24 protein-coding genes and 1 riboswitch are annotated in these 25,480 nt (G+C 61.9%); of the genes, 13 read left to right on the forward strand and 11 right to left on the reverse strand.

Translation table 11 applies throughout. From position 1 onward, the window contains the following. Complete coding sequence (thiD, locus tag ACSSVQ_RS14595) at positions 1 to 855, forward strand: bifunctional hydroxymethylpyrimidine kinase/phosphomethylpyrimidine kinase (RefSeq protein WP_454184101.1); 855 nt, start codon at positions 1 to 3, stop codon at positions 853 to 855. Here thiD and ACSSVQ_RS14600 read toward each other — a convergent pair. Beyond that, positions 844 to 2,268, reverse strand: a complete 1,425-nt coding sequence (locus ACSSVQ_RS14600) for an aminotransferase-like domain-containing protein (RefSeq protein WP_454184102.1) — start codon at positions 2,266 to 2,268, stop codon at positions 844 to 846. The two genes, thiD and ACSSVQ_RS14600, sit on opposite strands and share 12 nt — an antisense overlap. Before the next feature lie 134 nt (positions 2,269 to 2,402). Between ACSSVQ_RS14600 and ACSSVQ_RS14605 the strand changes: the two genes are divergently transcribed. Together ACSSVQ_RS14605 and ACSSVQ_RS14610 are read left to right on the forward strand one after the other, a co-directional pair. Beyond that, positions 2,403 to 3,200, forward strand: a complete 798-nt coding sequence (locus tag ACSSVQ_RS14605; RefSeq protein ID WP_454184103.1) for a PhzF family phenazine biosynthesis protein — start codon at positions 2,403 to 2,405, stop codon at positions 3,198 to 3,200. Between the two features lie 37 nt (positions 3,201 to 3,237). Continuing rightward, a complete protein-coding gene (locus ACSSVQ_RS14610; protein ID WP_293329071.1) occupies positions 3,238 to 3,831 on the forward strand; it encodes a LysE family translocator in 594 nt (197 codons plus the stop codon). On the opposite strand, the gene ACSSVQ_RS14615 is transcribed toward ACSSVQ_RS14610, so the two are convergent. Beyond that, entirely contained in the window at positions 3,828 to 4,724 is an 897-nt protein-coding gene (locus ACSSVQ_RS14615) for a DMT family transporter (protein WP_454184104.1), read from the reverse strand. The genes ACSSVQ_RS14610 and ACSSVQ_RS14615 overlap by 4 nt on opposite strands. 205 nt (positions 4,725 to 4,929) lie before the next feature. Here ACSSVQ_RS14615 and ACSSVQ_RS14620 point away from each other — a divergent pair, with 205 nt between their 5' ends. Both ACSSVQ_RS14620 and serA read left to right on the forward strand, forming a co-directional pair. After that, positions 4,930 to 6,102 (forward strand): phosphoserine transaminase, encoded by a 1,173-nt coding sequence (locus ACSSVQ_RS14620; protein ID WP_454184105.1) that lies wholly within the window; start codon positions 4,930 to 4,932, stop codon positions 6,100 to 6,102. A gap of 150 nt (positions 6,103 to 6,252) precedes the next feature. After that, the gene (gene serA, locus ACSSVQ_RS14625) at positions 6,253 to 7,830 is read left to right on the forward strand and encodes a phosphoglycerate dehydrogenase (RefSeq protein WP_293329074.1); all 1,578 of its coding nucleotides are present in this window, start codon (positions 6,253 to 6,255) and stop codon (positions 7,828 to 7,830) included. Positions 7,831 to 7,902: 72 nt separating this feature from the next. Here the strand turns inward: serA and ACSSVQ_RS14630 are convergent, their stop codons facing one another. Continuing rightward, a complete protein-coding gene (locus ACSSVQ_RS14630; RefSeq protein ID WP_454184106.1) occupies positions 7,903 to 8,790 on the reverse strand; it encodes a hypothetical protein in 888 nt (295 codons plus the stop codon). 195 nt (positions 8,791 to 8,985) lie between these two features. Here ACSSVQ_RS14630 and ACSSVQ_RS14635 point away from each other — a divergent pair, with 195 nt between their 5' ends. The 3 genes from ACSSVQ_RS14635 (at position 8,986) to ACSSVQ_RS14645 (ending at position 12,055) form a co-directional block, all read left to right on the forward strand. Next, complete coding sequence (locus ACSSVQ_RS14635) at positions 8,986 to 10,278, forward strand: adenylosuccinate synthase (protein WP_454184107.1); 1,293 nt, start codon at positions 8,986 to 8,988, stop codon at positions 10,276 to 10,278. Between the two features lie 4 nt (positions 10,279 to 10,282). Then, positions 10,283 to 11,098, forward strand: coding sequence for a CPBP family glutamic-type intramembrane protease (locus ACSSVQ_RS14640; RefSeq protein WP_454184108.1), 816 nt, complete (start codon positions 10,283 to 10,285; stop codon positions 11,096 to 11,098). Positions 11,099 to 11,272: 174 nt separating this feature from the next. Beyond that, the gene (locus ACSSVQ_RS14645; protein ID WP_454184109.1) at positions 11,273 to 12,055 is read left to right on the forward strand and encodes a CPBP family intramembrane glutamic endopeptidase; all 783 of its coding nucleotides are present in this window, start codon (positions 11,273 to 11,275) and stop codon (positions 12,053 to 12,055) included. 53 nt (positions 12,056 to 12,108) lie between these two features. Here the strand turns inward: ACSSVQ_RS14645 and ACSSVQ_RS14650 are convergent, their stop codons facing one another. Further along, entirely contained in the window at positions 12,109 to 12,519 is a 411-nt protein-coding gene (locus ACSSVQ_RS14650) for an MAPEG family protein (protein ID WP_293328545.1), read from the reverse strand. Between the two features lie 188 nt (positions 12,520 to 12,707). Next, positions 12,708 to 12,820: riboswitch (TPP riboswitch) on the forward strand. A gap of 82 nt (positions 12,821 to 12,902) precedes the next feature. On the opposite strand from ACSSVQ_RS14650, the gene thiC reads away from it, so the two are divergent. Together thiC and ACSSVQ_RS14660 are read left to right on the forward strand one after the other, a co-directional pair. Beyond that, positions 12,903 to 14,759: a phosphomethylpyrimidine synthase ThiC gene (gene thiC / locus ACSSVQ_RS14655; RefSeq protein ID WP_454184110.1), complete on the forward strand. Its 1,857-nt coding sequence runs from the start codon at positions 12,903 to 12,905 to the stop codon at positions 14,757 to 14,759. Between the two features lie 65 nt (positions 14,760 to 14,824). Beyond that, a complete protein-coding gene (locus ACSSVQ_RS14660; RefSeq protein ID WP_454184111.1) occupies positions 14,825 to 15,199 on the forward strand; it encodes a bleomycin resistance protein in 375 nt (124 codons plus the stop codon). An 89-nt stretch (positions 15,200 to 15,288) separates the two neighbouring features. On the opposite strand, the gene ACSSVQ_RS14665 is transcribed toward ACSSVQ_RS14660, so the two are convergent. Beyond that, entirely contained in the window at positions 15,289 to 16,101 is an 813-nt protein-coding gene (locus tag ACSSVQ_RS14665; protein WP_454184112.1) for a hypothetical protein, read from the reverse strand. Between the two features lie 209 nt (positions 16,102 to 16,310). On the opposite strand from ACSSVQ_RS14665, the gene ACSSVQ_RS14670 reads away from it, so the two are divergent. Then, positions 16,311 to 16,817 carry a mismatch-specific DNA-glycosylase gene (locus tag ACSSVQ_RS14670; protein WP_454184113.1) on the forward strand — a complete coding sequence of 169 codons (507 nt, stop codon included), beginning with the start codon at positions 16,311 to 16,313 and terminating at the stop codon, positions 16,815 to 16,817. Here the strand turns inward: ACSSVQ_RS14670 and ACSSVQ_RS14675 are convergent. The 3 genes from ACSSVQ_RS14675 to ACSSVQ_RS14685 all read right to left on the reverse strand — a co-directional run bounded on the left by ACSSVQ_RS14675 (position 16,807) and on the right by ACSSVQ_RS14685 (position 20,379). After that, on the reverse strand, positions 16,807 to 17,577 hold the full coding sequence (locus tag ACSSVQ_RS14675) for a sulfite exporter TauE/SafE family protein (RefSeq protein WP_454184114.1): 771 nt from the start codon (positions 17,575 to 17,577) through the stop codon (positions 16,807 to 16,809). The two genes, ACSSVQ_RS14670 and ACSSVQ_RS14675, sit on opposite strands and share 11 nt — an antisense overlap. A gap of 241 nt (positions 17,578 to 17,818) precedes the next feature. Further along, entirely contained in the window at positions 17,819 to 19,549 is a 1,731-nt protein-coding gene (locus ACSSVQ_RS14680) for an N-acyl-D-amino-acid deacylase family protein (RefSeq protein ID WP_454184115.1), read from the reverse strand. Positions 19,550 to 19,560: 11 nt separating this feature from the next. Beyond that, positions 19,561 to 20,379 (reverse strand): TetR/AcrR family transcriptional regulator, encoded by an 819-nt coding sequence (locus tag ACSSVQ_RS14685; protein WP_454184116.1) that lies wholly within the window; start codon positions 20,377 to 20,379, stop codon positions 19,561 to 19,563. Positions 20,380 to 20,525: 146 nt separating this feature from the next. On the opposite strand from ACSSVQ_RS14685, the gene msrA reads away from it, so the two are divergent. Next, the gene (gene msrA / locus ACSSVQ_RS14690; RefSeq protein WP_454184117.1) at positions 20,526 to 21,182 is read left to right on the forward strand and encodes a peptide-methionine (S)-S-oxide reductase MsrA; all 657 of its coding nucleotides are present in this window, start codon (positions 20,526 to 20,528) and stop codon (positions 21,180 to 21,182) included. Positions 21,183 to 21,191: 9 nt separating this feature from the next. On the opposite strand, the gene ACSSVQ_RS14695 is transcribed toward msrA, so the two are convergent. The 3 genes from ACSSVQ_RS14695 to ACSSVQ_RS14705 all read right to left on the reverse strand — a co-directional run bounded on the left by ACSSVQ_RS14695 (position 21,192) and on the right by ACSSVQ_RS14705 (position 24,514). Beyond that, a complete protein-coding gene (locus tag ACSSVQ_RS14695; RefSeq protein ID WP_454184118.1) occupies positions 21,192 to 22,310 on the reverse strand; it encodes an AI-2E family transporter in 1,119 nt (372 codons plus the stop codon). A 93-nt stretch (positions 22,311 to 22,403) separates the two neighbouring features. Then, positions 22,404 to 23,309: an RNA polymerase sigma factor RpoH gene (gene rpoH, locus ACSSVQ_RS14700; RefSeq protein ID WP_454184119.1), complete on the reverse strand. Its 906-nt coding sequence runs from the start codon at positions 23,307 to 23,309 to the stop codon at positions 22,404 to 22,406. A gap of 167 nt (positions 23,310 to 23,476) precedes the next feature. After that, on the reverse strand, positions 23,477 to 24,514 hold the full coding sequence (locus ACSSVQ_RS14705; RefSeq protein WP_454184706.1) for an RluA family pseudouridine synthase: 1,038 nt from the start codon (positions 24,512 to 24,514) through the stop codon (positions 23,477 to 23,479). A gap of 88 nt (positions 24,515 to 24,602) precedes the next feature. Between ACSSVQ_RS14705 and ACSSVQ_RS14710 the strand changes: the two genes are divergently transcribed. Further along, entirely contained in the window at positions 24,603 to 25,004 is a 402-nt protein-coding gene (locus ACSSVQ_RS14710; protein ID WP_454184120.1) for a DUF6476 family protein, read from the forward strand. Positions 25,005 to 25,480: the final 476 nt, after the last annotated feature.

Here is a 25,480-nt window from a genome sequence, read left to right on the forward strand (position 1 = left end):
ATGACCAATAACGCCAGGGGCGAGCCGCAGGGCCGCGTATTGATCGTGGCCGGTTCGGATTCGGGCGGCGGCGCCGGAATTCAGGCCGACATCAAGGCCGTGACCATGATGGGCGGTTTCGCCATGACGGCGGTGACCGCCGTGACCGTGCAGAACACGCTGGGCGTGACCGGCATTCACGAAATTCCGCCGCAGATCGTTCGTGACCAGATGAAAGCCGTCCTCTCCGACATCGGCGCCGATGCGGTGAAGACCGGCATGCTGCACAGCGTGGAGATCATCGAGGGCGCTGCCGCCGAGATCGAGGCGGGGGCCGCCGAGGCGGCGCTGGTCGTCGACCCGGTGATGATCGCCAAGGGCGGGGCGCGGCTGCTGGCGGAAAATGCCGTCGATGCGCTGCGCCAGATCCTCATTCCCATGGCCACGCTGCTCACCCCCAATGTGCCGGAAGCCGAAGCGCTGACGGGCCGCGAGATCAGGACGCTGGACGGCCAGAAGGCGGCGGCCGATGCCTTGCTCGGCCTCGGCGCGGATGCGGTGCTCATCAAGGGCGGCCATCTGGAAGGGACCATCGTCACCGACGTGCTGGCGACGCAGGAAGCGATGCACACCATGACGAGTCCGCGCATCGATACCCGGCATACCCATGGCACCGGCTGCGCGCTTGCCTCCGCCATCGCGGCGCTGCTGTCGCAGGGCGTTGAAATGACGCTGGCGGTGGAGGCAGCGCGCGATTATGTGCATGAGGCGATCCGCACCGCGCCGGGCTTCGGCGAGGGGCATGGGCCGCTCAACTTTCTTGCTTTGCCGGACGAGGACGAGACGCCCGAAATGGGGTCGATGCTACGCCATTAGAGGTGTGGAGAGCGGTCCGCTTTCGAGCAGCTCACGCATGATGGTGAGGCCTGCCGACAATTGATTGTGCGAAGCGGGCTGGCCGATCGCCAGACGGATATGGCGCGAGGTGCGGTCCGTGCGCCCCACCATGAAGTCGTCGCCTGCTGCGATGGCAAGGCCCTTGGCGCGGGCGGCTTCCACGAAATGATGCGCCCGCCATGTGTCGGGCAGTTCCACCCAGGCATAAAGCGACGCGTCATTCTGGCGTAGGGCATATCCCGACAGCGCCTTTTTCGTCATGCGGTGGCGTTCCGCGACTTCCGCGCGCATCAACCCGCAGAGCGTTCGCGCTTCGCCGTCTTCGACAAGCGTTGCGGCCAGCTCCGCCATCAGGGGCGGCACGGTCTGGCCGAAGCCGTATTGGATGGCGCGGGCGCGGTCGAGCATTTGCCGTGGCGGCACGAGGAAGCCGATGCGCAGGCCCGCGCCCAGCGTTTTGGCGAGGCTGGTGACGAAATAGCTGATCTCCGGCGCGAAACAGGCGATGGGTGGCGGCCTGTCGGTGAGGAGCGCGCCATAGACATCGTCCTCGATGATGGCGATCTCATGCGCGCGGGCGATCTCCGCGATTTCCCTGCGCCTTTCCTCGCTCATCACGGCGCTGGTCGGGTTTTGCAGATTGGGCACGATGAAAAGCGCGGCAGGCGCGTGCTCCTTCGCGGCGCGGGCGAGGGCGTCCGGTACGATGCCTTCGTCGTCTATCTCCACGCCGACAATGCGGCGTCCCATCAGTGCCGCCTGCTGCGTCACTGCCTGATAGGTCAGCTCTTCGGCGAGGATGATGTCGCCCGGCGCGGTGGTGGCGAGGATCGCGGTGAGAATGCCTTGCGAGGCGCCGGAACAGATGACGATATCGTCGGCGCCCGGCGCGAAGTCGCCATGGGCCAGCCATTGCGCCGCCGCCGCGCGATGACGCGGGCTGCCGCCGGGGGCGAGATAGACGTTGAAGGGCTCTTCCGCCGGGCGCGGTTCGGCCATGGTGGCGGCGAGCGCGCGCGACATGATGTCGGTCTGGCCCACGGTCGGCGCGAAGGCCGCCTTCATGGCGATCTCCGTGCCTTCGGGCAGGGTGACGAACGCAGCCGAGCCGACGCCCCTGTTGCCGCGCGATGGCGCTTCCGCGCCGGCGATGAAGGTGCCGCGTCCGACTTCTCCTGACACCTCGCCCCGGCTTGCCGCCAGCGCATAGGCGCGCGTCACCGTGCCGACCGTGACGCCGAGCGCATAGGCAAGCCGGCGCATGGGCGGTAGTTGCATGCCCGGTTCGGCGTAGCCATTTACGATGGCGTCGCGCAGGGAATCGGCAATGGCCCGGTAGCGCGGGCCGGGGCGGGCGGCAATATCGTCGAGGTCGAAACCGTAAATTGTCATGGGTACAATAAATGCATTGTGCGCGGATATTGTCCCCATCATATTGCCTGAACGGTGAAATTGCACCGAAAAATGGTCGAAACCAAGCTAATACGACCAAATTGTATCGATACAATTTGGCGAGGAGTTCAGAGATGACAACGCCCCTCTATCAGGTAGATGCCTTTGCCGATCGTGTTTTCGAGGGCAATCCCGCCGCCGTGGTGCCGCTTGAAAGCTGGCTGCCCGATGAGGTGATGCAGTCGCTTGCCGCGGAGAACAATCTCGCCGAGACCGCCTTCTTCGTGCCGGAGGGCGAGGGGTTCCATCTGCGCTGGTTCACGCCGACGGTGGAGGCCGATCTTTGCGGCCATGCGACGCTGGCGACCTCGCATGTGCTTTACGCGCATCTGGGGTACGACGCCCCGCAGATTTCCTTTCAGACGCGCAGCGGCGAACTCATCGTGAAGCGCGAGGGCGACAAATATGCGATGGACTTCCCGGCGGCCAAGGCAAAGCCGATGCCCGAGCCCGCGGGGCTTGCGGATGCGCTGGGCATCAGGCCGCGTATCTATGTCCGCACGCCCAATGTGATGGCGATCTTCGATAGCGCCGATGAAGTGCGCGCGCTGAAACCGGATTTCGCGGCGCTGAAACGGATCATGACGCCGTTCAACGCGGTGCTGATCGCCAGCGCGGAAGCGGAAGAGGGCTCGGAATTCGATTTCGTCTCCCGCGTCTTCGCGCCCGCGCATGGCATTGATGAGGACCCGGTAACGGGATCGTCCTACTGCACCAGCGTGCCCTATTGGGCGAAGAAACTCGGCAAACCCGATCTCGTCGCCCGGCAGGTCTCGGCGCGCGGCGGCACGGTCTGGTGCACGGATGCGGGCGAGCGCGTGATTATTCGCGGGCGCTGCGCGGACTATCTCAAGGGCGAATTCTCCCTCTGAGTTTTACGTCGTTTCTCAATCGAAGGCAGGTGTGGTCATGCATGGCGACGCCCTGGCGCTTGCTGCGCTTTTCATCGCGACGATGAGTTTCACGCCGGGCCCGGCCAATCTGAGCATGCTCTCGGTCGGCGCCTCGGTGGGGCTTGCGCGCGCGATGCCCTATCTCGTCGGTATCTGGCTCGGCGGGCTTATCGTTATCGTGTCGGGCGCTGCGGGGCTCGGGGCGCTTTTCGTGGCTGCGCCGCAGCTCTTTCTCGGGCTGAAGATTGTCGGCTTCGCCTATATCTGCTGGCTTGCATGGAAGCTCGCGCGGGCGGGCTTCGGCGGGAAGACGCATGATATCGCGCCGTCTTTCTGGGCGGGCGCCGGGCTTCATCCGGTCAATCCGAAAGCCTTCGTGCAGGTGGGGGTGGTCTTTTCCACCTTCGTCACGCGGGAGGCGGCCTATTTTCCGCAAGCCCTGCTGCTCGGCGGGTTCTGCTTCGTCACCATGGTGGCGGCGACCTCGCTCTGGGGCGCGGGCGGCGATGCCATTCGCCGCTTCGTGCAGAACGAAGGCGTCATGCGCGCAACGGCCGTGCTGGCGTCTGTGCTGATGGTGGCGAGCGTCGGGGCGGCGCTGCTGTTCTAGTCTTTGCGACGGCGCCACTCGCTCACTGCGATGCCGACCAGTATGAGCGCCAGGCCGATCAGTACACGGAGTTGAAGCTCCTCTCCGAAGAGGAGGAAACCCGCCAGCGCGGCAAAGGCGGGGACGAGGTAGTTGGTCAGCGCCACGAAGGTGGCGCCTGCCTGGTCGACGATCCGGAAGAAAAGCAGCGTGGCAAGCCCGGTGGAGAGAAAGCCGAGTCCGGCGGCGCTCAAGAGCGGGATCGTGCCTGCGTCCAGCAGCGCCGCGGGCGGCGTGACCGTGCCGGCGAGCACGACGCCCATGGTTGCGCCCGCCGTCAGAACCCCGGCGGCCTTTGTAACGAGTGGCATGTCGGGCGCGCGGCGGGCCATCACATTGTTGCAGGCAAAGCAGAATGCGCCCGCGAGAACGGCCAGTTCCCCCATCAGTTTCGAGCCGTCGCCGCTCACATCGGCAAGGGCGGCCGGACCGATCACCACGACAAGACCGCCAAACCCGATCCCGAAGCCTGCGAATCGGGGGAGCGTGATCCGTTCTTCCGGCACGAAAAAATAGGCGAGGGCGAGCGTGGCCAGCGGCACGAACCCGATCAGGATGCCTGCCAGGGAAGAGGCGATTTGCTGCTGCCCCCAGCTAATCGCGAAGAAGGGCAGGATATTGCCGACGAGGCCGAGCGCGGCGAACCAGCTCCAGTTCCGCAGGCGAGCAGTCAGCGTCTCGTTCCTGAACAGCAGAATAGCGATAAGGAGCAAACCGCCGAAGCTCAGCCGCAGCGCCATGACCCATTCCGGCGTCATGCCCCGAAGCGCCAGCTTGGTGAAGGCGAAGGCCGACCCCCAGCAGAAGACGAGCAGGGCAAGCAGGATCCAGCGATAGAGCGGGTGTGAGGTCATGAAAATTTCGTCGATCGGGAAGGCGTGGCTTTTTTGGCAGCGTAATGCGGTTTTTTCTCGGTGGCGAAGGGCCATGCGACATGTTTCACATTCCTGCGGCCCCGTTTCACGCGACATCCATTTGACTTCCTCAGGGCGCAAGCATAGCTATTGCGGCGGGACACCCCTCCCCAACGAGGGGCAAACTATCTGAGAGGATAGCTATATGACCGCTCAAGAGCGTCCGGCTGTGCGTCCGGCTAATCCGCACTTTTCTTCCGGCCCCTGCGCGAAGCGCCCCGGCTGGGCCCTCGAAAATCTCAAATCCGCCGTTCTCGGCCGCAGCCATCGTTCGAAGCTTGGCAAGGCACGTCTTGCCGACGCCATCGAGAAGACGCGCGCGGTGCTGAACGTGCCCGCCGACTACAAGATCGGCATCGTCCCCGCCTCCGACACGGGCGCCGTCGAAATGGCGCTCTGGTCGCTTCTCGGCGCGCGCGGTGTGGACATGCTCGCCTGGGAAAGCTTCGGGCAGGGCTGGGTCACCGACGTTGCCAAACAGCTCAAGCTTGAAAACGCCCGTATCCTGAAAGCTGATTACGGTCAGCTTCCCGATCTCGGCGACGTCGATTTCAAGAACGATGTCGTCTTCACCTGGAACGGCACGACCTCTGGCGTGCGCGTGCCGAACGGCGAATGGATCGCCGACGACCGCGAAGGCCTGACGATCTGCGATGCGACCTCCGCCGCCTTCGCGCAGGACCTCGCCTGGCCGAAGCTCGATGTCGTCACCTTCTCCTGGCAGAAGGTGCTGGGCGGCGAGGCCGCGCATGGCGTGCTGATCCTCAGCCCGCGCGCGGTGGAGCGGCTGGAAAGCTACACGCCCGCATGGCCGATGCCGAAGATCTTCCGCCTCACCAAGGGCGGTAAGCTCATCGAAGGCATCTTCAAGGGCGAGACGATCAACACGCCGTCCATGCTTTGCGTGGAAGACTATATCGATGCGCTGGACTGGGCCGATTCCATCGGCGGGCTGAAGGCGCTCATTGCGCGCGCCGATGCCAACACGGCCGTTATTGCTGAGTGGGCGGAACGCACCCCGTGGGTCGACTTCCTCGCCGAGAAGGTCGAGACGCGCTCCAACACCTCCGTCTGCCTCAAGGTCGTGGACCCCAAGGTCGCCGCGCTTTCCGACGACGACCAGGCGGCCTTCGCCAAGAAGATGTCCTCGCTTCTCGAAAGCGAAGGCGTGGCGATGGATGTGAACGGCTATCGCGACGCGCCGGCCGGTCTTCGCATCTGGGCGGGTGCCACCATCGAGGTGTCCGACATGCAGGCGCTGATGCCCTGGCTCGACTGGGCCTTTGCCGAAGCGCTCGCCTCGCTCGAAGCGGCCTGAGTTTCCGAACGAACAAGGTTCTGCCCCTACGCCGACGACCGAGTGTTTCGCGGCGGTGGGGCAGGACATCCAATCCCCTTTGATTTTCCCTTCGTCATCGCGCAGCGAAATCCCGCGCCGGACGAAAAAGGTTCAAGACAGGAGGCATGAATGCCCAAGGTTCTTATTTCCGACAAGCTCTCTCCCGCCGCCGCGCAGATCTTCAAGGATCGCGGCATCGAGGTCGACGTGAAGCCCGGCCTCGACAAGGAAGAACTCATCAAGATCATCGGCGAATATGACGGTCTTGCCATCCGCTCCGCGACCAAGGTGACGCCGCCCGTCATCGAAGCCGCGAAGAAGCTGAAAGTCGTCGGCCGCGCCGGTATCGGCGTCGACAATGTCGACCTTCCCGCCGCGACGGCGGCCGGCGTCATCGTGATGAACACGCCGTTCGGCAACTCCATCACCACCGCGGAACATGCCGTGGCGATGATGCTCTCGCTTGCCCGCCAGATCCCGGATGCGAATGCCTCCACCCATGCGGGCAAGTGGGAAAAGTCGAAATTCATGGGTGTCGAAGTCACCGGCAAGACGCTGGGCGTCATCGGCGCCGGTAATATCGGCTCCATCGTCATCGACCGCGCCAAGGGCCTGCGCATGAAGGTCATCGCCTTCGATCCCTTCCTGACGCCGGAGCGCGCGTCCGATATGGGCATTGAAAAGGTCGAGCTGGACGATCTGCTGGGCCGCGCGGACTTCATCACGCTGCACACGCCGCTCACCGACAAGACGCGCAACATCATCGACGCCAAGGCGCTTGCGAAGTGCAAGAAGGGCGTGCGCATCATCAACTGCGCGCGTGGCGGCCTCATCGTCGAAGCCGATCTGAAGGCAGCGCTGGAAAGCGGCCAGGTCGCGGGCGCGGCGCTCGACGTGTTCGAGGAAGAGCCGGCCAAGGACAATGCGCTGTTCGGCATGGAAAACGTCGTCTGCACGCCGCATCTGGGCGCCTCCACCTCGGAAGCGCAGGAGAATGTGGCGCTTCAGGTCGCCGAGCAGATTTCCGACTATCTGCTGACGGGCGCGATCGTGAACTCGATCAACGTGCCGGCTGTCTCGGCGGATGAAGCGCCGAAGCTTTCGCCCTTCATCAAGCTTGCCGAGCAGCTCGGTTCCTTTGCCGGTCAGGCGACGGAAACCGGTATCTCCGGTATCAAGATCGAGTATGAAGGCGATGTCGCGGAGATGAATACCCGCGTGCTCACCAATGCGCTGCTCTGCGGCTTGCTCAAGCCGCTGCTGTCGGACGTCAACATGATCTCCGCCCCGGTGATCGCGAAGGAACGCGACATCAAGGTGGAAGAAGTGAAGCGCGAACAGCAGGGCGCCTATGAGACCTATATCCGCCTCACCGTGAAGACGGAGCGTCAGGAGCGTTCGGTGGCCGGTACGGTCTTCACCGGCGGCCTGCCGCGCATCATTCAGGTGAAGGGCGTGGATATGGAAGCCGCGCTTGGCGAGCATATGCTCTATGTCACCAATAACGACAAGCCGGGCTTCATCGGCTCCATCGGCTCCACGCTGGGCGAAGCAGGCATCAATATCGCCAACTTCAACCTCGGCCGCGAAAAGGAAGGCGGCGGCGCCATCTGCCTCATCGAGGTGGACAGCGACGTGCCGCAGGACGTGCTCGACAAGATCGAGGCGCTGCCGAATGTGGTTCAGGCCAAGAGCATGAAGTTCTGAGCCGAATCGGGCTTTACGGAATGAGCAAAGGGCGGCCTTCGGGCCGCCCTTTTTAGATTGGACCGTGACTCGTCAAACTCTGTCATCTATTTCTTTGTTGTTCTTGATGTCGTCGACAAGCCTAAAAATATAATCAGCTATTATTATAGAGTTCACGCTCGATTTTTGTGTTTTGTATATTACTATACCGTGAGATACGGCATGCCTATTTGGAGTTGGGTTTTTTTCGGCCTCTTTTATCTCATCTATTGTTCTTACTTTTTTGTATACGTGGTCTTGAATGCATCTATGAAGTGTTATTTCAAGAAATCCTATTCCGAGTCCAGAATTCGCATTACTTTCATTTATATTTTTTCTGAAATCAATTTGGCTAGCTATGTTTTTATTTGTATTTCTGTTGTGAAGTTCATTTCGAATTACTCTTTCGATCTCAGGAAACAAAAGCCGAGGTGTGCAGCGGAAGAGACCTGCCTGATGAGCTTTTAGCGCCTCTCGCATAGTTTCTTTGGCTTCTTCGTCGATCAAATAGGATTCTAAGTCATCCAATAATATCTGAATGACATCATCCCAGTTCTCTGTATAGTATTTAGATATACGTTTATCTAATTCTGTATCTGATATTTCTTCACTTTCATTGAGAAGGAAAATGGGTGTTGTCGAGTGGGGAAGCCATCCGATGCGCTCCAATCTTTGGAGATTTTGGAACGACTTCTTTAGAGCATAAAATGATATAGAAATATTTGATGCAATTTTATTTATAGATTCTGCGAAATGGTATATCTGCTCGACGGTTTCTTGACTAATTTTTATATTAGGTATTTTTATTTTTTGTAAATTTATCTTGTAATTAGCTAGATTTGGATATGAATTTACTATTAAATTGGCGATCAAGTCGGCATTTTTATTCTGCTTGATTCTCTTTTCTTCGTTTTTTCTATCTTCATTGCTATTCTTTGTCATTATTTTCAGCCTGACTCATCAAATTTCATGGGCCATTGTGCATGACTAAGCCTCTTTCCATATGTTGGATGATCGGATAGACAATCGCAAAGCCCCGGGCGGAAGATGCGCGGGGCTTTTGGCGTGTCTGGCGGCCCGGTTTTTCCTGGGCCATGGCCGCGGAGCGCCGGCCACTGGATTTCAAAGGCTAAAGCGATGGCGAATGTAGCGGTTGTCGGGTCCCAATGGGGCGACGAGGGCAAGGGCAAGATTGTGGACTGGCTGTCCGAGCGCGCCGATGTGGTGGTGCGTTTCCAGGGCGGGCACAATGCGGGCCATACGCTGGTCATCGACGGCGTGACCTACAAGCTGTCGCTGCTGCCGTCCGGCGTGGTGCGCGAAGGCAAGCTCTCCGTCATCGGCAATGGCGTGGTGGTCGACCCCTGGGCGCTGCTGGACGAGATTTCCCGGCTGGCGGAGCAGGGCGTGAAGATCGGTCCGGATCGGCTGCGCATTGCGGAGAATGCGACGCTCATCCTGCCGCTGCACCGCGAACTCGACGAGATCCGAGAGAACTCCAATAGCGGCACCAAGATCGGCACCACCAAGCGCGGCATCGGTCCGGCCTATGAAGACAAGGTGGGCCGCCGCGCGCTGCGCGTGATGGACCTGATGGACCTCGATGCTTTGGCCGACAAGGTGGAGAAGATGCTGGCGCATCACAATGCGCTGCGCCGCGGCCTCGGTCAGGCGCCGGTCGACGGCGACAAGCTCACCGCGCAGCTCAAGGAAATCGCACCGTCGATCCTGCCGTACATGGATTCGGTCTGGCGTCTGCTGGACGGGGTGCGCCGCAAGGGCAGCCGCATCCTGTTCGAGGGTGCGCAGGGCACGCTGCTCGACATCGATCACGGCACCTATCCCTATGTGACGTCCTCCAACACCGTGTCCGCGCAGGCCGCGACCGGCTCCGGCATGGGGCCTGCCGCCATCGACACGGTGCTCGGCATCACCAAGGCCTATACGACGCGTGTGGGCGAGGGGCCGTTCCCGACCGAACTCGACGACGAGATCGGCCAGAAGCTCGGCGAGCGGGGCCGCGAATTCGGCGTGGTGACGGGGCGCAAGCGCCGTTGCGGCTGGTTCGACGCGGTGCTTGTGCGCCAGGCCATCAAGACCAGCGGTATCACCGATGTGGCGCTGACCAAGCTCGACGTGCTGGACGGCTTCGACGAGGTGAAGATCTGCACCGGCTACAAGCTGGACGGTCAGGTGCTCGACTATCTGCCGGGCGGGGCGGCGCTGCAGGCGCGTGTGGAGCCGATTTACGAGACGCTGGAAGGCTGGCAGGAAACCACCTTCGGCGCGCGGACATGGGCGGAACTGCCCGCGCAGGCGATCAAATATGTGCGCCATATCGAGGAGCTGATCGAATGCCCGGTCACGCTTCTGTCGACCTCGCCGGAGCGCGAGGACACGATCCTGATGAAGGATCCCTTCGAGGACTGACGCGATGCCTTGGGGACCCGACAGCGAAAGGGTAGTGACGCCATCCGCTGAGACACCCAAGTCAATGCGCGCTGGGGACGGGCGGTTTCGCCTCCGCGATGCGGTCATCATAATTGCCGGTATGCTGATCGGTCAGTTTATCGGACCGGTTTTTTACGTTTCGGGGCTCGCGTCGGAATTGGGCATAGAGGATGACGACCGCCTGTTTTCGGTGGCGTATGCGGAGCCTTACCTGAACCATCTCGTTCTGGTGACCATTCTCTACGCCTATCTCCTGATGCTGCCGTGGATATTAATTCTCTTGTACGTCAGGCGGATCACGCTAAGGGAGATCGGTCTGGTGCGGACGGATCGGCGTTGGTTTGGCATCGCCCTTCTGTTCTTTCTCGTTCTTTACGGGATCAGCGCCGGCTTGATGCATTTTCTGGATGCGGAAACGATCGAAGCGATCTACCGGAAGATGGATGGTTTGATCAGTTCCGAACCGGCCTGGGCGGTTTTGTCGGTGTTGCTGGTGGTCGTCATCGGACCCGTGCTACAGGAGATTGCATTTCGTAGTGCTCTTTTTCACGGGCTTTCGCGGCATATGCCGAGACTCGCGGCGGCGGCGCTTTCGGTCGCTGTCTTCGTGGTCATTCAACTGCAATACACGCTGGCGGATGGGGTGGTCGCCAGCGTGACGTCCGCGCAAGTGGCGATGCTCGGCGCCGCCCTCATGTTTCTTTACATGAAGAGCGGGTCGCTCTGGCCGGGAATCGCGCTCCATGCGCTGAACAATGGCGTCTCGCTCATCTTCTTCTTCGTTCTCCTGCAGCACTGAAAAGGGCGCAGCCAGTTCAGCACCCTTCAAGACTTCGATCCCGATTCGGTCAGACGCTGATGCCCGATCACGCCGCTTTAGACTTCGCCGGAGCGTGAGGCTACGATCTTGTTGAAGAATCCGTTCGCGGACTGATAACCGCCGTTGGCTTTTCGGGCGAGAAGGAGCAGCTTGATGGAGATGCCGCCCGCCGGGACAGCACAGCGGGAGGGGACCGTTTCGGTTGGTTTCCGCCTGCGCGATGCGCTCATCATCGTCTTCGGCAATATTGTCGGGCAGTTGGCCGGGGCGCTGGGCTATGGCGTGTGGTTGGCCTTTGCGATGGGGACGGCCGAGGGGCTGGCGCTGAAAATCCAGCTCGATCCCTGGCGCAATCATCTCGTTCTGGTGAGCGGCCTCAGCGGCTATCTCTTCATGCTGCCCTGGATACTTCATCTGTTGCGCAAGCGGCGGATCACGTTGTCGGGCATCGGTTTCCGGTGGCCGGGCATGCGCTGGTTCGTCTACGCCTTGCTGGCTTTCATCGCGCTCAAGGCGTTCAGCGTCTGGCTCATGTCCCTTCTGGACGAAGCGACGATCGAGAAGAGCTACCGGACGATGGAGGGCGTTGTCGCGACCGGCCCGTTATGGGTGTTCATGTCCGCGCTCATGGTGGTCGTGGCCGCGCCCCTTCTGGAAGAGACGGCTTTTCGCGGGGCGCTTTATCAGGGGCTTTCCCGCCACATGCCGCGCCTTGCCGCCGCCCTTCTCGCCACAATCGCCTTTACCGCGATCCATCTGCAATATGCGCTGGCGGGCGGGGTGGTCGCCAGCGTGACGACCGCGCAAGTGGCGATGCTCGGCGCGATGCTCATGTTTCTCTACATGAAAAGCCGCTCGCTCTGGCCGGGGATCGCGCTCCATGCGCTGAACAATGGCGTCTCGCTTATCTTCCTCTTCGCTCTCCTGCGGCATTGAAAAAGGGCGCCGCGAAAACGCAGCGCCCTTCATGTCCTTCGCGATGCGAGCCGTCAGAAGGTCACGATCTGGTAGAAGATGATCAGATAGCCGACCACGGCGACCGCCCAGGCGATGGTGCGGATGCCGAGGAAGGTGAGCCCCAGCGTGTAGACCAGCGCATGGACGATGCGCCCGATCAGGAACAGCTCCGCGCCGAGCACGGTCAGGCTCGTATGGATGCCCGCCAGATGCGCCGGAATGACGAGGCAGGCATAGATCAGCAAATTCTCGATCAGGTTCGACGCGGCCCGTTTCGCGCGCGGGCCCGCGCCGGCGGCGGTGGATCCTTCGTCGCGATTGCCGATGCCCCATTGCATGCCCATGGCGGACACATTGGCGTTGGCATAGATCACGATGAGAATGAACAGAAGCGCCGCGCTCCAGACGAGGACGGACAGTTCGATCGGCATGGATGAAATCATTTTGGTTTTCTCCCCCTTGGGTCGGAATGAGGGCTCTGCCACAAGCCCGGCCTCCGTTCCGTCGTCGGGACACCCCTCCGGGAACGGACGACTCACCGGAGTCTATGCCGCTCCCGGGCCGGCTGCACTCATCATTATGTGACCGAATGTCGGCCCTTTACTGAAGGGGCGGGCAGAGTCACACTGCGCGTCTTACCGAGGGGGGCCGGCGGCAGCCGGCTGAGATGAGCCTGATACCGGTTCACCACCCTTACCACCTGATCCGGGTCATGCCGGCGAAGGGACGGGATCTGCCGGGTATCTTGCCGATATATGTCCGGTCAGCCGCTTTCGCGCCATTTTTCCCGGATTTCCAGGGGCCTCGGGCCCAAGGGAGTCCTGCGATGAACGTCAAGCCGACTATCGAGCATATGGAAGTGACCACCGGGCCGCTTCCCGCCAGCCTCAAAACCCATACCGCGCCGGAGGCCTTCCCCGACATTCGGGTGCCGTTCCGCGAGATCGCGCTGCATCCGAGCGCCGAAGAGCCGCCCGTGCGCGTCTATGACACCTCGGGCCCCTATACGGATCCGGAGGCGATCATCGATGTGGAGGCGGGCCTTGCGCGCCCGCGCGCTGCATGGGTGAGCGCGCGCGGCGGCGTCGAGGCCTATGAGGGCCGCGAGGTGAAGCCGGAGGACAATGGCAATGTCGGCGAGAGCCATCTCGCCCGTGAATTTCCCGTCCGCAACCGGCCCCTGCGCGGCAAGCCGGGGGAGATGGTGACGCAGCTCGAATATGCGCGCGCCGGTATCGTGACTGCCGAAATGGCCTATATCGCCGAGCGCGAAAATCTCGGCCGCAAGCAGGCGCTCGCCAATGCCGCGCACAAGATCGCCGAGGGCGAGAGCTTCGGCGCGGATATTCCCGAATTCATCACGCCGGAATTCGTGCGCAAGGAAGTGGCCGAAGGCCGCGCCATCATTCCTGCCAACATCAACCATCCGGAACTTGAGCCGATGATCATCGGCCGCAATTTCCTGGTGAAGATCAACGCCAATATCGGCAATTCCGCCGTCGCGTCGTCGGTCGCGGAAGAAGTCGACAAGATGGTCTGGGCGATCCGCTGGGGTGCGGACACGGTGATGGACCTTTCCACCGGACGCAACATTCACAACACACGCGAATGGATCATCCGCAATTCGCCGGTGCCCATCGGCACGGTGCCGATCTATCAGGCGCTCGAAAAGGTGGACGGCGTCGCCGAAGACCTCACTTGGGAGGTTTTCCGCGACACGCTGATCGAGCAGGCGGAGCAGGGGGTGGATTATTTCACCATCCATGCGGGCGTGCGTCTGGCTTACGTGCCGCTGTCGGCCAAGCGCGTAACGGGCATCGTGTCGCGCGGCGGCTCCATCATGGCGAAGTGGTGCCTTGCGCATCACAAGGAGAGCTTCCTCTACGAGCATTTCGAAGACATTTGCGACATCATGCGCGCTTACGATGTGTCCTTCTCGCTGGGCGACGGGCTTCGCCCCGGCTCCATCGCGGATGCGAATGACGAGGCGCAGTTCGCCGAGCTCGAAACGCTGGGCGAGCTCACGCAGATCGCCTGGAAGAAGGGCTGTCAGGTGATGATCGAGGGGCCGGGTCATGTGCCGATGCACAAGATCAAGGTCAATATGGACAAGCAGTTGAAGCATTGCGGCGGCGCGCCCTTCTATACGCTCGGGCCGCTCACCACCGACATCGCGCCGGGTTACGATCACATCACGAGCGGTATCGGCGCGGCGATGATCGGCTGGTTCGGCTGCGCCATGCTTTGCTATGTGACGCCCAAGGAACATCTCGGCCTGCCGGACCGGCAGGACGTGAAGGAAGGCGTCATCACCTACAAGATCGCGGCCCATGCCGCCGACCTTGCCAAGGGTCACCCGGCGGCGCAGATCCGTGACGATGCGCTCAGCCGCGCGCGCTTCGAGTTCCGCTGGGAAGACCAGTTCAACCTCGCGCTCGACCCGGAACGCGCCAAGGAGTTCCACGACCAGACGCTGCCCAAGGAGGCGCACAAGGTCGCGCATTTCTGCTCCATGTGCGGGCCGAAATTCTGCTCGATGAAGATCACGCAGGAAGTGCGCGACTATGCCGAAAGCGGTATGGCGGAAAAGGCCGGCGAGTTCCGCAATTCCGGCGGCGAGATCTATCTGGAAGAGGCCGACGCCGCGAACAAGGCGGCGAACAAGGCGCTGGGCGGTTCCTGATAAGACGACGTGTCGCCCCGGGATTTATTCCCGGGGCCCACTCGCCTCGAAACCACGGAACGCTCATGACCGACTATGCCCGCGCCATTCCTGTTCTCGCCTCGCTCGACCTCGACCAGTCGAAAAATTTCTATACGGAGAAGCTCGGCTTCGCGGCGGAGCGCTATGGCGATTATCTCATCGTGAAGCGCGACGACATGGAGCTTCATTTCTGGCTGACGGATGACCGCATCCATCCCGAAAACACCTCCTGCTACATCAGGGGCGGGCAGGTGCCCGCGCTTTACGAGGAATATTCGAAAGCGGGGATCGGGATGGACCCCATCGGCGGGGAACGCATTTCCGATTTCGTCGTGCGGCCCTGGAACATGAAGGAGTTCTATGTCTGGGACTGCCACGGCAATCTGCTGAAATTCGGTTGCGCGCCGGAAGAGATCTGACGGACCTACCCCAAAAAGCTGAGCCCCGCCTTCCTTGCGGAGGGCGGGGCTCGTGACGACCGGCCTGAAGAGACTGGAACGGCGGTCGATCAGACGATGTGGTTTTGTATTGCCGTCTCCGGCGCCGGAGGCACGCTGCCCAGCGCATCGTTCGGCAAATTGGTTACCGGGTCGTCCTCGCGGTTGCGGTCCTTCAGGCTCTTGTCCGCGCCGAAATAGAATCGCACGCCGATCCGGGCCGCGCGGTAGTCATGGTCGCCCGCGCCTGCATTGGCAAAGAGCGCCATGCCCGGCGCGTCGGCGAGATGCGGCATATATTCGACATCGGCAAGGCCCGTCGTGTCGCGTGTCGGGTCGTTTTCCGCGCCGAGGCCGAGCCGCAAATTGTCATCCGCATACCAATAGCCGGTCAGCGAACCATAGAAGCCGTTATCGACATGATGGCCGGCCTGATAGCCGGATTGCATCGCCACGGTGAAGGGGCCGGAGTAGAGCTCGCCTTCGCCGCCGATCCGGCTCACGCCGTAAAACCCGGTCGGGCCGTTGACGTCCGCCTTGAGATAGCTCGCCGTCAGGCCGACAAGCCCGGTTGAGGGGTCGCGCATGAAGATATGTTCGCCGACACCGAGCAGATTGCTGCCCTGGCGCGAGCCGAGCAGGGCATCGGTCTGGAAGCCGAAATCATGCGTGAGCGGTGCGGTGACGGAGCCGTCCAGCGTTTCGCCCCACATGGCGTCGCTGTTATTGGTTTTGTTGTAGAGACCGCTGATGGCGGCCTTGGCGTTCAATTGGCCCACGGCCGGCGCGCTTGCCGCGTGCGCCGTTCCCGCTGTGGCCGCCGTGAGGGCGACGCCAATGGCGGCCGCTCCCAGTGTGGCTGGAATCCCTGTTACTTTTCGCATTTCGTGAGTCTCCGATTTGGAGGGTCTTGAGCCCTGACTTCGAGGGGATTTCGCGCACGGAATGAAGGTGTCCGCCCCGGCCGGAAGTGCGGGGGTAAGGGGGGAGCGGCCGGCCGGAGCGGATCTGCATTCGCCTCTTGACGTGCGAGCTTGCTATTATCGTTCCCGCCGGGATTTCAGGTAGATGGCAGAGGGCTGAATTCTTCTTAATGTCAGAGACACACATCCTCCCCGACATGTTGAGGCCGGGCCTCCGGCTCGTCTTTATCGGCACGGCGGCCAGCACGCGCTCGGCGGCGGAGGGCGCTTACTATGCGCATCCGCAGAACCGATTCTGGCGCACGCTGCATGAGGTCGGCCTCACGCCGCGACGCTTCGCCCCGCATGAATTCCGTGACCTGACGAAACTCGGCATCGGCTTCACCGATGTGTCGAAAACCGGTTCCGGCATGGACCATGAAATCGAGGCGGGGGATTTCGATGCGGCGGGGCTTCGCGCGCGGCTGGCGAAAGCGAAGCCGCAGGCCATCGCGTTTACCAGCAAGCGCGCGGCGAGCTTCTATCTCGGCAAGCCAACAGGGAAGATCGCCTATGGCCGCCAGCCGGATGTCGAAGGCGAGCCCGTCACCTTCGTCCTCACCTCGCCCTCCGGCGCGGCGACGCGCTACTGGTCATTGGAACCGTGGGAAGAGTTGGCGGATTGGTTCAGCCCCTGATCGCTTCCACCAGCGTCACCAAAGCGATGATCGTCAGCAGGCTCAGTGCGATGCGGCGGTAGAGCGTGTCATGTGCCTTGCCGAAGAGCCAGTGACCGGTGATGTTGCCGAGGATCAGCGCCGGGCTCAGCATGATGGCGAGCAAGATGATCTTCAGCCCCACAATGCCCGAGATGAGGCCCGTCGCGATGGATCCTACATCGGTGAAGAAGAAGAACATCAGGAGCGAGGACCGGTTGACCGCCGCCGCCGTGGGGCGCGCGAGGAAATAGACCATCACGGGCGGGCCGGGCATCGCCATGCCGCCGGAGAGCATGCCCGCAAAGCCGCCCACGCCCAGCACGGCGGGAACGGGGAGGTGTTCGGGCAGGCGCGCGCCGGTCGCCATCAGCGCCACCGTTGCGAGCAGGATCACCGCGATGGCGATGCGCAAGGCGTCGCCGGGCACGACACTCAGCGCATAGACGCCGAGCGGAATGCAGACGAAAGCGGCGGGGACGAGCAGTTTCAGCGATTTCCAGTCGGCCTTCTTGCGCGCCATGGGCACGAGCTGCGAGGAGCCGATCAGGTCGAGCATCAGCGCCATGGGCACGGCTTGCGCCGGATGCATGATGAGCGACAACAGCGGCACCACGGAAAGGCCGAAGCCGAAACCGGCGAAGGCTTTCAGCGTGGTGGAAAACAGTACCGCTGCGAAGGCGAGCGCCAGGTCGGGCGCGGGCGGCATCGCGTCGGCGAAGACGGAAATCAGGGTATCCATGAAACCATGTACTCAAGAAGAACGCGGGCCCGAAGGCCCGCGTCCGGAAGGGGTGATGTTTTGACGTGTTCGTCTTTCTGAACAAAATCGTCATTGCGAGCGCCCGTCAGGGCGCGCGGCAATCCAGAGCCGCAGCTTTAGCGCTGGATTGCTTCGTCGAGGAGCCTGTCCTTGGGCTTGCTCAAGGCAAGACCCGAGGGCTCCTCGCAATGACGCTCCTGCATATGTTTCTACGCTTTCCTTACGCGGCGGGCGCTGCCTGCTCGCCGCGAATGAGATGGCCGGGCAGGTTGCCGGTCGGCTCGTCGTTTTCCGACACGACCACGCCGGAGAGGATCGTGGCGCGGTAGCCCTTTGCGCCCTGCCAGAGGCGGCGGCCGCCCGCGGGCAGGTCGAAGCGCATTTCAGGATGGGTGAAGGTGAGGTTCTCGAAATCGATCACATTCACATCCGCCTTCATGCCGGGTTTCAGCACGCCGCGGTCATGCAGGCCATACTGTTCCGCCGTGTCCTTGGTCTGGATACGGATGATGTCCTGGATCGGCATTTTCGCCCCGCGCGAGCGATCGCGCGCCCAATGCGTCAGCATGAAGGTCGGCGTGCCGCCATCGCAGATCGCGCCGACATGCGCGCCGCCATCGGCAAGGCTGAGGCCCGTCTGCGGGTGGCGCAGCGTTGCCTCGATGGCCGTGTAATCATTGGTCGAATAGCCGAAGAGCGGGAAATAGAGCATCGCCTGACCGTCATTCAGCATCATCGCGTCATAGGCGACTTCCGCGGGCGTCTTGCCTTCGCGTTCGGCGATGGCGGCGATCGAATCTTCCGGCGCGGGCTCGTAGTTTTCCTTCTCGCCCATCGGATACATCTTGTGGAAGCTCGTGGTAATGAAGGTGCCGAAATCGCCGAGCTTGTCGACATTCTTGCCGCCGGTGATTTCCGCGCGCACCGCCGGGTCCTTCAGCTTCTCCAGGCGCTCCTTGAAGGGCATCTCCGCGTAAGGTCGGTATTCGGGGAAACCGATAAAGGGATGCACCGAGGTCTGCCAGCCCATGAGGAGGCCGACGGGCCGTCCGGAATGCTGGCCGCGAATATTGGTGACGCCTTCAGCCCGCGCTTCGTCCAGATGGTCGAGCATCTTCTGGTAGAGGTCGGGGGCTTCGTCGATCTGCTGGATCTGGAAAGTCACCATGCGGCCGGTGTCCTTTGCCATTTTCAGCATCCAGTCGAATTCCTTTTCCATCTCGCGATGCGTCGCCGCGATCTGGAAAACGCCGCCGCCATAGGCTTTCAGCGCGTCGGCGATGCCGAAGAGTTCGTCGGTCGCCGCCAGCGTGCCGGGCACGGGGTCGCCCTGCAGCGTGTTGTGGAGGTCGGTGCGCGAGGTGGAAAAGCCGAGCGCGCCCGCCTTCAGGCTTTCATAGGTGAGGTCACGCATCTTTGCGATGTCTTCCGGCGTTGCCGGTTCGTTGTCGATGCCGCGCTGGCCCATCACATAGACGCGGAGCGAGCAATGCGGCATCTGCGCGCCGATATCGACGGCGTAGCTGCGCTTGTCGAGCGCGTCCATATATTCGGGGAAGCTTTCCCATTCCCATTTGATGCCCTCATGCATCGCCGCGCCGGGGATGTCTTCCACCGCTTCCATGAGGTCGATGAGTTCGTCGCGCGATTCCGGTTTCACCGGCGCGAAGCCGACGCCGCAATTGCCCATCACCACCGTCGTCACGCCATGCTGCGAGGAGGGGGTGAGATAGGGGTCCCAGGTCGCCTGCGCGTCGTAATGGGTGTGGATATCCACAAAGCCCGGCGTGACCATCAGGCCCTTCGCGTCGATCTCGCGCTTGCCCTTGCCGGTCACTTTGCCGACTTCGCTGATCTTGTTGCCGTCGATGGCGATATCCCCGGTAAAGGGGTCGGTGCCCGTCCCGTCGACAATCGTGCCGCCGCGGATTACCAGATCGTGCTCAGCCATTTTATCCTCCCTCAGGATGCATTTGTTTTGTCGGGCGCCTGTTTCGGCGTTTGGTCGTCATTGCTGTTCAAGAGGTCGCGCACCTGTCTCTGCGGGGCGGCGAGCTGCATGGTTCGAACCTTGCCCGCAATCATGCCCAACCTTGCCCCATCGGCGCCCCAACCAAGCAGCAGCGTGTGCACCGTGGCGTCCGGCAGCCCGCCGGCCTCGCCCCAGGCCGCGCCGCGGCGCGTCACTTTCAGAAGCTGGATCGCGCCCTGCAGCGCCCCCCAGATCATCAGTGCGCGCTCACGCGCATCGCCCTTGTCGAGAACGCCTTTGGCCTCCGCGTCGGCGATCAAATCGGCCAGACGCTGCAGACTTCCGCGCGTCACATCGAAGACCATGCGCACATCCTGTTCGGACAGCACATTGGCCGGGTTGCCGAGATAATGCGTGACGAGGCCGAACTCGGCAGGCGAGGCCACCGCGAAAAGTTCATAGGTCTGGGCCGCACCGATGATGCGGGCAAGCGTAAAGTCTTGTTCTGACAGGCTTTCTTCCCGCGCCCAGCCGTCGATCCGGTCGGCTGTGTCAGCGTTCAGCACGCCGATATGGGTGGCGACCAGCCGTTGCAGTTCGCGCACCACCGCCTCTTTCGACGGGTAATAGCGATAGACGGCGGCGACGGAGCGGCCCATGCGTTCCGCGAGCCCGTGCAGCGTCAGATTGTCGAGCCCGCCTTCCACCGCAAGGTCCAGCGCCACCGACAGGATTTCGCGCATCTTGCGCGCCCTGTTCTGCGCCACGGTGGGCGAGAATTCGCCGCTATCGGGAAAAATGTAAATCATGTTCACGGTTTTAAATGGCAGGCCGGAAGGAGGCAAGCGATTTGAGTCCGCAGCGCATGAAGGGGTGAAGAGCGGGGCAAGGCGCATTATCTTGCAGGTAAGACGATATCAACACCATGCGCCCCGACCGGGCGAGGGAGGTTTCCATGTTTTCCATGCGCAAATCCGCTGAAATGCCCGCCCGCGACGAGGCTCTTCCGGGCCGCGGCGACCCCATCCCGACTGCCGAGACGCATTTTCTCAATGGCGCGCCCCTCAAGGGGCCTTACCCGGCCGGCGCCGAGAAGGCGATGTTCGGCCTTGGCTGTTTTTGGGGGGCGGAAAAGCGTTTCTGGGATATTCCCGGCGTTTACGTCACCGCCGTCGGCTATGCGGCGGGTTACACGCCCAACCCGACCTACCGTGAAGTCTGCACCGGGCAGACCGGGCATAATGAGGTCGTGCTGGTCGTCTACGACCCGAAGCAGGTCAGCTATGAGCAGCTTTTGAAAGTGTTCTGGGAGAGCCACAACCCGACCCATGGCATGCGGCAGGGAAACGATGTCGGCACGCAATACCGTTCCGGCATCTATGTTTTTTCCGGCGCGCAGCGCGACGCGGCGGAGGCGGCGCGCGCCGCCTATCAGGCGGAACTCTCAAAGCGCGGGATCGGCGAGATCACGACGGAAATTCTCGACGCGCCCGAGTTCTATTTCGCCGAGGACTACCACCAGCAATATCTCGCCAAGAATCCCGACGGTTATTGCGGGCTTGGCGGTACCGGCGTGAGCTGCCCCGTGGGGACGGGCGTCGTCGCCGATTGACGCCCGGCCTCACTCCGGCAGAGGCGCATGCGGCCGGGGCGTGCCGTCGATGAAATAGCTGATCGGCTTCAGATGCTCCACATGGGCGCAGATGGCATTGGCGATCACGAGGATCGGGACGGCGAGGACAGCGCCGATCACGCCCCATAGCCAGCCCCAGAAAACGATCGAGACGAACACGATGGCCGCATTCAGGGTGTGGCGCTTGCCGAGGATGGTCGGCGTCACGATCTGCGACTCGATGGCGTTCCAGAAGAAGTAGATAAGCGGGGCGTAAAATGCCTCGGCGAGATTGCCGAAGGCGATATAGGAGGCAAAGCCGGTGAGCGCCATGCCGGCGATAACGCCCGCGTAGGGCACGAAATTGAAAAGCGCGGCGAGCGCGCCCCAGAGCAGCGGATCGGGAAGGCCCAGCGCCCACATGCTCAAACCGATGGCGACACCCAGGCCGATATTGATGAGCGTGATCGACGCCAGATAGTGCGATATTTCGCGCTCGATGGTTCGCAGAATGCGCCGCGCCTTCTCCTTTTCGCCCGCTTTTTCAACAGCGCTCACGATCCGCGAATAGAGAACTTCGATCGACGAAAGCAGAAAATAGAGCAGCACGAAGAAGACGAGGATCGACGCGCCTTTCTGGCCGGCGACGGCCATCAATTGCTGCAGAAGCCCGGGCTCGCGCACGATGACGGTTTGCGCGGGCTGCTTGCTTCCCATGGACCGCGCGACCTCTTCCACCGTCTCGGATGCTTCCTGCATCTGTTGGACCGGTTTGCTGAGGGCGGCCGTGTCATGGCGCAGCTGGCTCAGGGCTTCGGGTATTTTCTGGGCCCATTCGGAAACCGGGCCGTAGAGCAGAAAAACGCCAAGGCAGAAAGTGGCGATCAGTGTGATGACCAGGATGGCGGAGGTGAGAGCTGCGGGAAGACGCCGAAAAAGGCGCATGCGCAGGAGCGGGCTCAGGATGAAGCTCGCCACGATCGACGCCGTAATGGGGGCGATCAGGTTTTGCGCAGCATAGGCGGTGTAGAGAACTGCGAGGACGGCGAGGATGGCGAGTGCCGTCTCGGATTTCATGATTCCGCGAAAGGCGCGGCCGGAATGGCCGTCGCTGTCGGGCTGTCCCAAATGCAGGGTCTCCCTGTTGCGAAAAAAGCTTGGGGAAGCGAATGACAATGACGGCCCGCCCGATACGGGCAGGCCGTCACATATTGCGTTTCGTTACTGGGTTTCCAGCGCTTCCTTGCGGGCGTCTGCCTGCTCGCGCATGGCGTTCTTCATCGCCTTTTGCAGCTTCTCGAAGGCGCGAACTTCGATCTGGCGCACACGCTCGCGGCTGATGCCGTATTCCTGGCTCAGTTCCTCCAGCGTGGCCGGGTCGTCCTTCAGGCGGCGCTCGGTGAGGATGTGCATCTCGCGCTCGTTCAGCGACTGCATGGCGGTGGCCAGCATCTCGCGGCGCAGATTCATTTCCTCGCTATCGCCGAGTTCCGATTCCTGATCCGGCGCGTCGTCCACCAGCCAGTCCTGCCACTCGCCGCTTTCGCTGTCCTGTCGGAGCGGCGCGTTGAGCGAGTTGTCGGGACCCGCCATGCGGCGGTTCATGGAGATGACCTCGTCCTCGGTCACGCCGAGGCGGTCGGCGATCTCGGTCACCTGTTCGTGCCGCAAATCGCCATCCTCTATGGCCTGGATCTGGCCCTTCACCTTGCGCAGGTTGAAGAAGAGCTTCTTCTGCGCGGCCGTGGTGCCCATCTTCACGAGCGACCAGGAGCGCAAAATGTATTCCTGAATGGAAGCGCGGATCCACCACATGGCATAGGTGGCGAGCCGGAAGCCCTTTTCCGGTTCGAAGCGCTTCACAGCCTGCATCAGGCCGACATTGCCTTCGGAGATGACTTCGCCGATGGGCAGGCCATAGCCGCGATAGCCCATGGCGATCTTCGCCACGAGGCGCAGATGGCTCGTCACCATCTTGTGGGCGGCTTCGGAATCCTCATGCTCCTTCCAGCGTTTGGCGAGCATGTATTCTTCCTGCGGCTCCAGCATCGGAAATTTGCGGATTTCCTGCAGGTAGCGAGACAGGCTGCCTTCCGGATTAGGCGCCGGGGCGAGTTTCGTAGCCATGAGAACCCCTCAATCTGGATCGCCGGCAGGAAGTGCCGGGGTCCGCTGACGTTCAAACAAGTTGGTCCGCTTCCTTCAAGAAAAGGGGCCTTTGCGGGCCCGGGCCAGCCTGACAGCCTCTCCAATATGGGGAGGAAAGCTGGCGAGAAAAGGACCTTTGTTAGTAATTATACTAATTCTAAACTATCTATCAAGCTTTTAATATCATTGGGTATGGGGGCCTCAAAGCGCATTTTCTCGTGGCTCACGGGATGCTCAAAGGCGAGCAAATGGGCGTGAAGCGCCTGACGGTCGAGGCTCTCAAGTGCCTGCTGCGCTTCGGGCGGCAGCTTCACTTTCCGGGTCTTCTGGCTGCCGCCATAGACAGGATCGCCCAGCAGCGGGTGGCCGATCGAGGTCATGTGGACGCGGATCTGGTGGGTGCGCCCGGTTTCCAGATGGCAGGTGACGAGCGAGACGAGCGGCGGCTCGCCCCAGCTTTTCAGCGTCTTGTAGTGCGTGATTGCTTCCCGCGCGCCGCTCGCGGCGCTGGAGCGCACGGTCGCCATCTTGCGGCGGTTCTGGGTGGAGCGCGCAATGGGCGCATCCACTGTGCCGGAGGTGGGCTCCGGGCGGCTCCAGACGAGCGCGGTATAGGCGCGTTCCAGCTTGCCGTCCCGGCCATGGGCGGCGAATTGCGCGGCGAGGCCCTGATGCGCCCGGTCGCTTTTGGCGACCACCATGACGCCGCTCGTCTCCTTGTCGAGGCGGTGGACGATGCCGGGGCGTTTCTCGCCGCCAATGCCGGAGAGCTGATCGCCGCAATGGGCGATGAGGGCGTTGACGAGCGTCATGTCGGGATTGCCGGGCGCAGGATGCACGACCAGCCCGGCGGGCTTCACGATCACGATGAGGTCGGCATCCTCGTAAAGAATGTCGAGCGGGATTTCCTGGCCGACCGGCTCGGCGGGCCGGGGCGCGGGCACGGTGACGACGATATGCTCGCCCTCGCGCACCTTGTAGGCCGGGTCGGTGGCCGGTTTGGGCGCGGCGCCGGGTTTTGCCGTCAGCAGAACCTGCCCCGTTTCGAGAAGCTGGCGAATGCGCGCGCGCGAAAGCGGCGCATCCGGCGCCTTCGCCTTGCCTGCGAGGGTCGTGGTAAGATATTTGTCGAGCCGGGCGCCGGCATCTTCGCCGGTGACGGTGAAGCCGTAGCGTGTGCCCATACCGTCTGACGCCGTTATCTTGTCGTCCTGAGTGGTAGGCTGAGCCGCATCGCTATAGGGCATTTCATTCGAATCTCTGGAGATGTTCATGACCGACGATAACGCCCGGCCGCAGGGTATGGAAACGGCCCCGGAAGGCAATTCGCCGGATGGCGCAGGTCCGCCGCCTCAGGATATGCGTCTCCTGACGCTGGTCGTTGTCGGCATGGGCGTGGTGCTCGTGATCGGTTTTGCCTTTGTCGTGGGGGTCCTGATTTACCGTTCTTCGGGCGATACGAAGACGGTCGAGCATCCCAAGGGATATTTCGGAACGCATGACGTGGACGTCGCGCGCGGGCAGAAGGTTCGCGCGATGAACATGACCGATGACAGGATGGCCGTGCTGGTCGGTTCGGACAGCGCCGAAGAGATCGTCGTCTTGTCCACGAAGACCGGCGCAGAGCTCGGCCGGTTCCGCCTCAATCCCGTTTCCGGCCTGGCAGCCAGGTAAGACGGGCTCTCGCAGCTTTCATCGCAAATTCCACGGCAATTCAGGCGTCCGGCGCATCATCGGCGGCGGGACTTGCTGCGCTTTTGCGCGTTCGATCGGATTTCAGGGGAGGGAGGGAGCCGCCAGCGCCGGGGAGGAGGGAGGAGAGGCGCTGGCGGCTTCAAGAAACACGATCGGGGAGGAGGTCGATCACTGTGTTTCGTGAGTTATATATCTCGCACTCGTGACAATCTGTCAACACTGTTTCTTGTGCAATGCAAAATAATTTTGCGGGATGGAATGAGTTAGATATGCTCATTAATGCATTGTAATTAAATGTATAATGTTTCTCTATGTGAGTGTTTCTACGTAAACCGGGATGAGTATGCGGTGGTTTGACGCAGTGCAGAGGGGTGTTTTTAGGGTGCAGCCCCTAGCTAGCGCAGCGGAGCCGGCGAAAATCCCGGCACAACGAGGCCGTTCAAGCCGATTGCACT

Source organism: Parvibaculum sp. MBR-TMA-1.3b-4.2, assembly GCF_053628815.1.

What these genes read in the sequence shown, in the direction of transcription:
- ACSSVQ_RS14615 (WP_454184104.1), bottom strand. Translation starts at nt 4,724, where the DNA reads ATGACCTCACACCCGCTCTATCGCTGGATCCTGCTTGCCCTGCTCGTC.
- ACSSVQ_RS14610 (WP_293329071.1), top strand. Translation starts at nt 3,238, where the DNA reads ATGCATGGCGACGCCCTGGCGCTTGCTGCGCTTTTCATCGCGACGATG.
- ACSSVQ_RS14635 (WP_454184107.1), top strand. Translation starts at nt 8,986, where the DNA reads ATGGCGAATGTAGCGGTTGTCGGGTCCCAATGGGGCGACGAGGGCAAG.
- ACSSVQ_RS14660 (WP_454184111.1), top strand. Translation starts at nt 14,825, where the DNA reads ATGACCGACTATGCCCGCGCCATTCCTGTTCTCGCCTCGCTCGACCTC.
- ACSSVQ_RS14665 (WP_454184112.1), bottom strand. Translation starts at nt 16,101, where the DNA reads ATGCGAAAAGTAACAGGGATTCCAGCCACACTGGGAGCGGCCGCCATT.
- msrA (WP_454184117.1), top strand. Translation starts at nt 20,526, where the DNA reads ATGTTTTCCATGCGCAAATCCGCTGAAATGCCCGCCCGCGACGAGGCT.
- ACSSVQ_RS14710 (WP_454184120.1), top strand. Translation starts at nt 24,603, where the DNA reads ATGACCGACGATAACGCCCGGCCGCAGGGTATGGAAACGGCCCCGGAA.
- rpoH (WP_454184119.1), bottom strand. Translation starts at nt 23,309, where the DNA reads ATGGCTACGAAACTCGCCCCGGCGCCTAATCCGGAAGGCAGCCTGTCT.
- ACSSVQ_RS14620 (WP_454184105.1), top strand. Translation starts at nt 4,930, where the DNA reads ATGACCGCTCAAGAGCGTCCGGCTGTGCGTCCGGCTAATCCGCACTTT.
- ACSSVQ_RS14705 (WP_454184706.1), bottom strand. Translation starts at nt 24,514, where the DNA reads ATGGGCACACGCTACGGCTTCACCGTCACCGGCGAAGATGCCGGCGCC.
- ACSSVQ_RS14605 (WP_454184103.1), top strand. Translation starts at nt 2,403, where the DNA reads ATGACAACGCCCCTCTATCAGGTAGATGCCTTTGCCGATCGTGTTTTC.
- ACSSVQ_RS14640 (WP_454184108.1), top strand. Translation starts at nt 10,283, where the DNA reads ATGCCTTGGGGACCCGACAGCGAAAGGGTAGTGACGCCATCCGCTGAG.
- serA (WP_293329074.1), top strand. Translation starts at nt 6,253, where the DNA reads ATGCCCAAGGTTCTTATTTCCGACAAGCTCTCTCCCGCCGCCGCGCAG.
- ACSSVQ_RS14630 (WP_454184106.1), bottom strand. Translation starts at nt 8,790, where the DNA reads ATGACAAAGAATAGCAATGAAGATAGAAAAAACGAAGAAAAGAGAATC.
- ACSSVQ_RS14650 (WP_293328545.1), bottom strand. Translation starts at nt 12,519, where the DNA reads ATGATTTCATCCATGCCGATCGAACTGTCCGTCCTCGTCTGGAGCGCG.
- ACSSVQ_RS14675 (WP_454184114.1), bottom strand. Translation starts at nt 17,577, where the DNA reads ATGGATACCCTGATTTCCGTCTTCGCCGACGCGATGCCGCCCGCGCCC.
- thiD (WP_454184101.1), top strand. Translation starts at nt 1, where the DNA reads ATGACCAATAACGCCAGGGGCGAGCCGCAGGGCCGCGTATTGATCGTG.
- ACSSVQ_RS14680 (WP_454184115.1), bottom strand. Translation starts at nt 19,549, where the DNA reads ATGGCTGAGCACGATCTGGTAATCCGCGGCGGCACGATTGTCGACGGG.
- ACSSVQ_RS14645 (WP_454184109.1), top strand. Translation starts at nt 11,273, where the DNA reads ATGGAGATGCCGCCCGCCGGGACAGCACAGCGGGAGGGGACCGTTTCG.
- thiC (WP_454184110.1), top strand. Translation starts at nt 12,903, where the DNA reads ATGAACGTCAAGCCGACTATCGAGCATATGGAAGTGACCACCGGGCCG.
- ACSSVQ_RS14670 (WP_454184113.1), top strand. Translation starts at nt 16,311, where the DNA reads ATGTCAGAGACACACATCCTCCCCGACATGTTGAGGCCGGGCCTCCGG.
- ACSSVQ_RS14685 (WP_454184116.1), bottom strand. Translation starts at nt 20,379, where the DNA reads ATGATTTACATTTTTCCCGATAGCGGCGAATTCTCGCCCACCGTGGCG.
- ACSSVQ_RS14600 (WP_454184102.1), bottom strand. Translation starts at nt 2,268, where the DNA reads ATGACAATTTACGGTTTCGACCTCGACGATATTGCCGCCCGCCCCGGC.